This is a genomic window from Dokdonella sp. (genome assembly GCF_049593775.1).
In the GTDB taxonomy this organism is placed as follows: Bacteria; Pseudomonadota; Gammaproteobacteria; order Xanthomonadales; family Rhodanobacteraceae; genus Dokdonella.
Window position 1 is genome coordinate 1 of record NZ_JBAWHJ010000079.1, and the last position, 6657, is coordinate 6657.

Sequence of the window (6657 nt, forward strand, 5' to 3'; positions counted from 1 at the left end):
GCTCTGGATGGGCAATGAAATCCATCGCAGTGCACCACCATTGCCCGAGCGCGTGGCCACTGATTCCGGAAAAGTCCTGTTCACGCGTGCCGACTTCGAAACCGGTCGTCAGGTATGGCAATCCTTCGGTGGCCAGCAATTGGGCTCGGTCTGGGGGCATGGTGCCCTGGTCGCTCCGGACTGGAGCGCCGACTGGCTTCATCGCGAATCGGTGGAGCTGCTCGACATGTGGGCGCGGCGTGATCATGCCTCAGCCTATGAGGATCTGGACGAGCCCCGCCAGGACGCCCTCAAGGCGCGTTTGCGCGCCGAGATGCGCAGCAATACCTACGATCCGGCCAGTGACACGATCACGGTGTCTGCCGATCGGGCCCAGGCCATTTCGAATGTGGCCGCGCACTACATCAGCCTGTTCAGCAACGATCCGGCCACCCAGAAATTGCGCGAAGGCTACGCCATGCGCAACAACACCGTGCCCGATCAGGCGTATCGCGAAAAACTGGCAGGCTTCTTCTTCTGGACCAGCTGGGCCGCGTCCACCAATCGACCGGACAGCGACATCAGCTACACCAGCAACTGGCCGTATGAGCCTCTGGTAGGCAATTCGCCGACCTCCGGATCCTTCATGTGGACCGTCTTCAGCGTGCTCTTCATGATTGCCGGTATTGGTATCCTGGCCTGGCACTATGCGGTCTGGCATAGCAAGGAACCGCATCTGACGCCGCCGGCGAAAGATCCGCTGGCTGGCATCACCGTGACGCCGTCGATGCGAGCCACGGCGAAGTATTTCTGGGTCGTGCTGGCCCTGCTGCTGGTGCAGATCCTGCTTGGCGCGATCACCGCGCACTATCAGGTCGAAGGACAGCAGTTCTACGGATTCGACATATCGCAGATCCTGCCATATTCGCTGACACGAACCTGGCACACGATGCTGGCGGTGTTGTGGATCGCAACCGCATGGCTGGCGACTGGCTTGTACATTGGCCCGGCAGTCTCCGGGCACGAACCCAAATACCAGGTGCTCGGTGTCAACATTCTCTGGTGCTGTCTTCTGATCATCGTCGTCGGCGCATTTGTCGGCCAATGGTTCGCCGTGATGCAGAAACTCGGCCTGGCGAACAACTTCTGGTTCGGACACCAGGGCTGGGAGTATGTCGATCTCGGTCGCTTCTGGCAGATCTTCCTGTTCGTCGGATTGCTGCTCTGGCTAGGCCTGGTCGGTCGCGCGCTCTGGCCGGCCCTGATGCGCAAGGACGAAATGTCTTCGATCGTCGGCTTGCTGTTCCTGTCCACCGTGGCCATCGCGCTGTTCTACGGTGCCGGCCTGATGTGGGGCGAGCACACACATATCTCGATGGTCGAGTACTGGCGCTGGTGGGTCGTGCACCTGTGGGTCGAAGGCTTCTTCGAAGTGTTCGCCGTTGCCGTGATCAGCTTCCTGTTCGTCAAGCTGGGCCTGGTGCGTGGCACCACGGCTACGGTCAACGTGTTGTTCGCGACGATCATCTTCATGGCCGGTGGCGTTCTCGGCACCTTCCATCACATGTACTTCGCCGGCACGACGGTCGGCGTGATCGCGCTCGGCGCTTCATTCTCGGCGCTTGAAGTGGTGCCCCTGGCACTGATCGGCATGGAGGCCTACGAGACCTGGTCGCATGGCCGTTCGACCGACTGGATGCAGCGCTATCGCTGGCCGATCATGTTCTTCCTCGCGGTTTCGTTCTGGAACCTGGTGGGAGCAGGCCTGTTCGGGTTCCTCATCAACACGCCGTTGGCGCTGTATTACATGCAGGGGCTGAACCTGACGCCACTGCACGGCCACACCGCGCTGTTCGGTGTCTACGGCATGCTCGGCCTCGGCCTCATGCTGTTCTGCCTGCGGGGCCTCAAGCCCGATCTGCACTGGAACGAAGGCTGGCTGCGAACCTCGTTCTGGTCGCTCAACATCGGCCTTTCGCTGATGGCCATCCTGACCTTGCTGCCACTCGGCGTGCTGCAGCTATCGGCAGCACTTGAACACGGCTACTGGTTTGCGCGTTCGGCGGAGTTCATGACCCAGCCGATCATCCACTTGCTGGTATGGATGCGCGTACCCGGCGATACGATCTTTGCCTTCGGCGCCCTGCTGTTCAGCTGGTTCGTGCTTCGCCTGTGGATCAAGCCGAAGCGTGAAAAGGCGGCGTCTGCAGCGCCAGGCGCGACACCCGCAAAGGCTGCGCTGGCGAAGAAGGTCGACTGATCGTGAAGCGGACTCCGCCAGAGGCGAAGCAGGGCGATCGAATCTGGGTCAACGACGTGCTCGGGCGGCTTGAGAAAGAAGCCGCCCGTTCCGCCGACACCCACCTGCTGCATCTCGCCTTTGACGGGTTTCCCGGGATCGATTTCTACTTCAAGGATGAAGCCGCGCACGCGTCGGGCAGTCTCAAGCATCGGCTGGCGCGCTCGTTGTACCTGTATGCCTTGTGCAATGGTCGCTTGCGCAAGGGCCAGGCCGTCGTTGATGCATCCTCCGGAAGTACCGCGATATCCGAGGCCTGGTTTGCACGCCTGCTCGACCTTTCATTCACCGCTGTCATGCCCGCGTGTACGTCACCCGCAAAGATTCGCGACGTGCAGGCCCTGGGTGGTGGCTGCGATCTGGTGGAAGATCCGGGCCAGGTGCATGCGCGTGCGCGCGAACATGCCGACAACGGTGCCTGCCATCTCGATCAGTTCGGCCTTGCCGAGCGCGCCACGGACTGGCGTGGCAACAACAATATCGCGGAATCCATCATCGGTCAGATGCGCAAGGAAACGCATGCGGAACCGAGCTGGATCGTCTGCGGTGCAGGAACCGGCGGCACCTCGGCCACGATTGGCCGCTATTTGCGCTATCGACGCCTGCCGACCCGGTTGTGCGTTGCCGAGCCGCGTGGCGGCGCATTCGCGGAAGGCTGGAGAACCGGGGACAGGTCCGTGCGTTCCAGCCATCCGACCCTGATCGAAGGCATTGGTCGCCCCGAGGTCGAGCCAGGTTTCCTGTTCGAGATCGTCGACAAGGTGCTCGAAGTGGACGATGCCGCCTCGATCGCCGCTGCCTGGCTGCTCGAATTCCTGCTTGGCCACCGCTACGGCGGATCCTCGGGAACGAACTTCATTGCCTGCCTGCAACTCGCAGCCCAGATGCGCGAGCGCGGAGAAACCGGCAGCATCGTTACCCTGCTTTGTGATCGCGGCGAACGCTATCGTGAAACCCTGTTCGAGCCAGACTGGCTGGCAGTGAACAGCATCGATCTCGCACCATGGCGGCACGCACTGAAGTGGGCGATCGAGAAAGGCGTGTGGCAGGTGCCGTCGCCATAGAGTCTATCGGCTAATCCGGGCCAGCGTTTCGGCAAGCAGTTGATGATCGGTTTCCCGCTTCTTGGCGGAGCGCTTGCCCATGTTGAGTAACTTCCAGCGCAGCGCCGGTAGTTCGGCAATATGGTCAGGGAGCCCCAGGCGTTCCCATTCGGGAGTCTCACGCTCAACTGACAACAGGAATTGTCGAACATTATTGTCAATTCGCGCGTGGATGCATGAGATCAGCCGCTCTCTGGTTTCGGTCAGCGACTGCACATTCACGGCGTCGTCGGCCATTCCGGAAAATTCTGCGACGAATCGATCTTCCAGCGGCAAGCGATTGGGCGAGATCAATTCTGCGGCGGGTCGACCGGCGGCAGTCATGTAGACGAGAAACGCCGACCACAAGTCGGTGGTGATGCCTTCGGCCGCAAGCAGATGCATGACATCAAACAAATCTCGAGGATGCTGGCGGTCGAGCGCGGCGACCGGCTTTCCAGCAAACAGATCCGCGAACCCCAGCGTCTGCATTTCAATGGCACCGAAATGCTCTTCTACGCCCGGTTGCGCATTCCTCGTCTCCGGAGGGAAAACAGAGCCGCGCAGCACCGGAGTGACATCAATCTTGATTGCCACCTGGTTCCGATTGATCGCGAGGCTGATTGGAGCACCGTCAGTAGTCGTACGCGTGCGAACCTCGCAACCGAGGCTTTCTTGAAGCTGGTGGCCGATGCGGGTCAATGCGGCGGCAATGCCGTCAAGTGACTCGCGTCGTTCGCCGGCGGGTAGCCAGGTGAGATCAATATCCACGGAGAGTCGCGGCAAGTCCCTGAAAAACAGGTTGATCGCCGTGCCACCCTTGAGGGCGAACGCATGCTCGGTGCCAACAACCGGCAGTACGTCCACAAGCAATGCGAGTTGCCGGGCGTAGGCACTATCGAAGTTTGGCATCGAGATCGGCAGGTAGTGTGATCTGGAAACGTGCGTCGTATTTGCCGCCTCGCAGCATGGCGCGCTTGCCGCGACCCAGATCGACAGCGGCAACGTTCAAGCGTTTAAGCCAGGCATGGTTGTGCCGATGTGCGAGCGCAAGAAAAAGTCGCTTGACCTTGTAGCGGGTGCAACATGCCAGCAGCGTGTCGAGACGCGCAGGTCGCAATCGCACGAGACCCGCAAAGATGGCGTCGGCTTCGTGCACGCTGGCGCGCGTCGGCGTCTCGTCAAGCATTTCGAGAATCGCGCGCTCTTCGCTGGAAAAGAGCAACCAGTGACGTTCGCCCACGGGTTGCAGTTCAACCAGCGCGCGCTCCTTGATTGACGCGTCGAGAGGAAAGTCGAACAGACTGTCCGAATGCCACTCAAGCCGATGCCGAGGCACTACATGGGGTGCCCATTTCGGCGGGCGCTTTGGCCCATAGATCACAACCGGTTTTGGCCCGGGCCGCATGAAGTGCGAAAAGCCGCTCCAATCCAGCGCGGATAGACCACCTACATGCAGAGGGAGTTGAAGCAGTTTCTGGAGCGCGTATACAGCATCCGCCCAGGTCGATTCGGCGCCGGTGCGCCGGTAGACCCCGTAACCTGCGGACTCCAGCCAGCCACCCGCCACATACTTCGGCAGAAGGTTGTCAGCATAGCCATGCGAGGTTAACCAACTCGTCGGCAGCAGCGAACCCGGCGCATGATCGGCCAGCAGGCGGTTCAGCGATTGGCGCTTTCCCTCACTCATGGTGAGGATATTAGGCCTATCAATGAACTAGCGCAAGTTCACCGATTGAGCAATTATACTCACCACAAGTGAGGAAAAAAGGCATAGGGATGAACGGAACGCCCGTTCGCCGTGCGTATTGATCCGATGAAAAAATCGGACACGGCGCCTTGCGAGAGCGCCGCCCCGAGGCATGCATCGACGCCGGCAAGTGGATCGTTACCAGAATCGCTGCAGTTGTCGGACGAGGCTCTCCATGTGGCCGCTGTGGATGAGCCAGGCCAGCAGCGCGAGGTTGATGACAACGACCAGCCAGAAGGTGACCTGATATGAGCGCTTGCGGGTCTTGTGCCGAAAGCTTCCTTGCGCGATCAGCGCGCCCGGCCAGCCACCCAGCAGTTCCAGAAGATGCAAGGTGCTTTCCGCCGTTCGCTGGCCATCGGCGCGCGCGGCAGACTTGTCGAGACCATAGGCCAGGAAGGTGATCGTGCTCATGCCGGCGTAGAACACGGCAGCGACAACGGGTAGCTTTCCGAGGTAGGCAGCCATGGCCAGTGTCAACAGGGCAATCACGCCCAGAGATCGTCGCGGGAATCCCACTCTGCTGGCAGCGGATTTGTCGCCGGCATTCCTGACGTAGCGAATCCGAGTGGCATTCAGCCTGCGCCGGTCATCCTTGCTGGTCTCGTAGGAAATCAGGTCGCCCTCGACCGGGCGTCGGCCGCGCTTCTCGAACGCATTTACATGGACAAACGCGCGCTCGCCGCCGCCGTTTGGCTCGACAAAGCCGAAGCCCTTCTCGTCTTTCCAATCGAAGATCCGTCCGACAAGGCGCATCGGCATCGCGTCCGCATGATGAGGCTGGAAGTTCAAATTGTGCCTTGCCAGGCTGGTTGCAGCCAGTTGCGATCCCTCGACAGTGGGGACCATGCGCTCGGTCAGGCACCGAGGCGGGTCAGGCATGCAGTCATGCCAGGCGCGAGCAGCAGCGCAGGAGGCGTGAGGTGACGCTCAAGCCTGGTGGGCAAGTACAGCCCTTGCTTCAATCTGTGCAGCACGCCACGAAGCTTCCCATTGACCATCGCGAGGAGTCGAATGGGCAAGACGATTGAGCAGGCCTTGCATGGCATCGGCCTGCACGATCAAGTGCTGGATCTGGTCCAGGGCTTCCTGATGATCACTCATCGAAACCATGAAGACTTTCCGGGCCTGACACACGCCGATGCAGGTCTGGGGCGCCTCGATGCGACCGCAGCCGATGCATTGCCATACAGGAACCGGTTCGCCCATCGCCTCAGTGTCCGGCGTGCCCTGAGGCGTCTGCCGTCAACGGCCAATCCGGATCATTGAATCGGTGCGGATAGTCATCCACTGCCTTGCGCATGCTTGCCAGGGCGGCCATGTCCTTCGGATTCTTCTCGAACGACTGAACGGCACCGAGCAAGGGTGCGAGGATGGCATGCAAGGCTGCGTCGGCGTCGGCCGGGAGTTTGCAATTCGCAAACAGGTAGTCGATTGACGACTGGATCTCATCGACCTTCTCCACGGCGATGGATTCCGGCATGTGACCCATTTCGTAGTGGCGCAGCTCATTCAGCGCCTCGTGGATGCGTCCCATGCCTTCACGC

Annotated in this window: 6 protein-coding genes and 1 pseudogene; 2 read left to right on the top strand and 5 right to left on the bottom strand. The window is 60.8% G+C overall.

Annotated features, from left to right (window positions below; all coding sequences use genetic code 11):
* Together WBP53_RS02715 and WBP53_RS02720 are read left to right on the top strand one after the other, a co-directional pair.
* On the top strand, positions 1-2239 hold a 2239-nt coding region (locus WBP53_RS02715), incomplete at its 5' end, for a nitric-oxide reductase large subunit (protein WP_423925682.1).
* Between the two features lie 2 nt (positions 2240-2241).
* Positions 2242-3342, top strand: coding sequence for a PLP-dependent cysteine synthase family protein (locus tag WBP53_RS02720; RefSeq protein ID WP_423925684.1), 1101 nt, complete (start codon positions 2242-2244; stop codon positions 3340-3342).
* 3 nt (positions 3343-3345) lie between these two features.
* On the opposite strand, the gene WBP53_RS02725 is transcribed toward WBP53_RS02720, so the two are convergent.
* The 5 genes and pseudogenes from WBP53_RS02725 to WBP53_RS02745 all read right to left on the bottom strand — a co-directional run.
* Positions 3346-4272 carry a nucleotidyl transferase AbiEii/AbiGii toxin family protein gene (locus WBP53_RS02725; protein ID WP_423925686.1) on the bottom strand — a complete coding sequence of 309 codons (927 nt, stop codon included), beginning with the start codon at positions 4270-4272 and terminating at the stop codon, positions 3346-3348.
* On the bottom strand, positions 4256-5050 hold the full coding sequence (locus tag WBP53_RS02730; protein ID WP_423925688.1) for a type IV toxin-antitoxin system AbiEi family antitoxin domain-containing protein: 795 nt from the start codon (positions 5048-5050) through the stop codon (positions 4256-4258). The genes WBP53_RS02725 and WBP53_RS02730 overlap by 17 nt, the downstream gene beginning before the upstream one ends.
* 198 nt (positions 5051-5248) lie before the next feature.
* Positions 5249-5992: a DUF1294 domain-containing protein gene (locus WBP53_RS02735; protein ID WP_423925690.1), complete on the bottom strand. Its 744-nt coding sequence runs from the start codon at positions 5990-5992 to the stop codon at positions 5249-5251.
* A gap of 48 nt (positions 5993-6040) precedes the next feature.
* Complete coding sequence (locus WBP53_RS02740; RefSeq protein WP_423925692.1) at positions 6041-6319, bottom strand: hypothetical protein; 279 nt, start codon at positions 6317-6319, stop codon at positions 6041-6043.
* A gap of 4 nt (positions 6320-6323) precedes the next feature.
* Positions 6324-6657 (bottom strand): annotated as a pseudogene (locus tag WBP53_RS02745) (DnrO protein); the annotation flags it as partial.

What these genes read in the sequence shown, in the direction of transcription:
- WBP53_RS02740 (WP_423925692.1), bottom strand. Translation starts at nt 6,319, where the DNA reads ATGGGCGAACCGGTTCCTGTATGGCAATGCATCGGCTGCGGTCGCATC.
- WBP53_RS02725 (WP_423925686.1), bottom strand. Translation starts at nt 4,272, where the DNA reads ATGCCAAACTTCGATAGTGCCTACGCCCGGCAACTCGCATTGCTTGTG.
- WBP53_RS02730 (WP_423925688.1), bottom strand. Translation starts at nt 5,050, where the DNA reads ATGAGTGAGGGAAAGCGCCAATCGCTGAACCGCCTGCTGGCCGATCAT.
- WBP53_RS02735 (WP_423925690.1), bottom strand. Translation starts at nt 5,992, where the DNA reads ATGCCTGACCCGCCTCGGTGCCTGACCGAGCGCATGGTCCCCACTGTC.